At 68.2% G+C, this 1,822-nt stretch carries 1 protein-coding gene and 1 pseudogene; both read right to left on the reverse strand.

Annotated elements, in window-relative coordinates; all coding sequences use genetic code 11:
* Positions 1–294 precede the first annotated feature (294 nt).
* A pseudogene (locus EOA28_RS34595) lies at positions 295–1,532 on the reverse strand (DUF1501 domain-containing protein).
* 19 nt (positions 1,533–1,551) lie between these two features.
* On the reverse strand, positions 1,552–1,822 hold a 271-nt coding region (locus EOA28_RS34600; RefSeq protein ID WP_128315789.1), incomplete at its 5' end, for a DUF1800 family protein.

The following is a 1,822-nucleotide window of genomic DNA, read 5'->3' on the forward strand; positions in this document are numbered from 1 at the left end:
TATACCGCACTTGCTGCCCGCTCAGGGTCCAAGAAACTCGCCATCATCGCCGTCGCAAGGAAGCTCCTGGTCGTCCTCAACGCCATCATGCGCGACAAAACCGCATTCGCGTGAACACAGTTGCCATTCCGTTACGTTGAGGCGTTGCGACGGTTCAGAATTCTGCTCCGCCGCGCCCTTCGGTGAAGGTAACGGAATGGATCCTCGGGTCTCCGCGTCCGCTTCGCTCCCGCTCCGCCCGTGGATGACGAACTGAGAGGGCGCCGAAGCCATCTCTGACCGGCAAACCCAGGCTCACGCCACCAGATCCCGCATCGGCTTCACCGCCGCCGACTCCGGAAACACCTTGTCGCCAAGCACTGCCGCCGAAAGCCCGAACTGATCCGCCAGCAGCCCCTTCAGCACCGCGCGCACATCGCTGGTCGGCGCGAGGTCGCGGCCTTCATAGAGCTGCGCCGGCTTCAGTCCCGGCCAGTCGGCAATGACGCGGCCGCCCCTGATCGCGCCGCCGGCGAGCAGCACCACCGTGCCGGTGCCTGGTCGGTGCCGACCGTGCCGTTGATGCGCGCCGTACGGCCGAACTCGGTGATCGCGACGACCGCCGTGTCCTGCCAGCGCGCGCCGAGCCCTTTCTCGAATTCCTCGAAGGCGCCGTCGAGGCCGCCGAGCAGGTTGGCGAGCCGCCCCGTCGCGCCGCCTTCGTTGACATGCGTGTCCCAGCCGTCGAAGGCCAAAGCCGCGATGCGCGGCCCGTCATCGGCCGCCATCAGCCTTGCGGCACCTTGCGCCGACTGGCGCATGCCGGCGGCATTGTCGAGGCCGCCCTTCGGCTTCATCGTCTTGCCGTCAAGCTGATCGCCCATCGCCATGCGATCGGCGTCGAGACCTTTCTGCAGGGCAGCAGCCAGCAGCGGGTCACGATGGTTGTAGAGGTCGAGCACGCGTTCGGCCAAGGCGTCGCCGGGGGTCGGCAGCGCCTGTGGCGCCCAGCCGAGCACGGGTGCTACGCCACGGATCACCAGCGGCGTCGACGGCCCGACCGCGAGTCCGCCGGCCTTCGCGATTCTGTCACCCGCCGGCAGGCTGGCCAAAGCCCGGTTGAGCCAGCCGGTGGTGACATTGCCGGGACCGGGAAGGCCGCTTTCCAGCACGTCCTGGCCGTCGAAATGCGAGCGGTCGCGATAGCCGGTCGCAGCGGCGTGCACGACCGCCGCTTGGCCCGCCTTGAACAGGCGCGCAAACACCGGCATTGCCGGGCTGACGGCAAAGAAACCGTCGAGCGGCATTGCCGGGTTGGCGCCTGAAAGCGAAAGCGCGATATCGCAATGCAGGCCGGCATAGTCCGGATCGCCGATCGGCCCGACCGTCGACAGCCCATCCAGCGCGCCGCGCAGCACGATGACGATCAGGCGCGGGTCGCGGCTGTCGGCCGCGCGTGCGAAGCGCGGCAGGAAAGCCCAGGCAAACAGCGCCCCGCCGGTCATCAGCATCGCGCGGCGGGACAGGCTTGGGGTTTCGCAAAGAAGGCTCATGGCCGCGTCTCCATACTGATCATCGGCGTTGGAACTCGGGCGCCATCAACAGCAGCGCGAGGCCCTGCTGCCTTGATTCGGCGCGAGCGATCGCCTCTCGCGTCTCCGAAGAGACCGAGGCGCCGAGAAGGCTGGAAAGCATCTCGTCGGGATTGCCGATGTCGTCGGCCTGCCGCGCGGCTTGCCAGGCCATATCGAGACGCGTCTTCATGCCTTCGGCCGACGCCCAGGCGTCGGTGCTGTCGGAAAAGCCGTTCGGCCCCGGCGGCTGCCACAGCGGCTCGCCGCGC

The organism is Mesorhizobium sp. M2A.F.Ca.ET.067.02.1.1 (genome assembly GCF_004023285.1).
GTDB lineage: Bacteria > Pseudomonadota > Alphaproteobacteria > Rhizobiales > Rhizobiaceae > Mesorhizobium.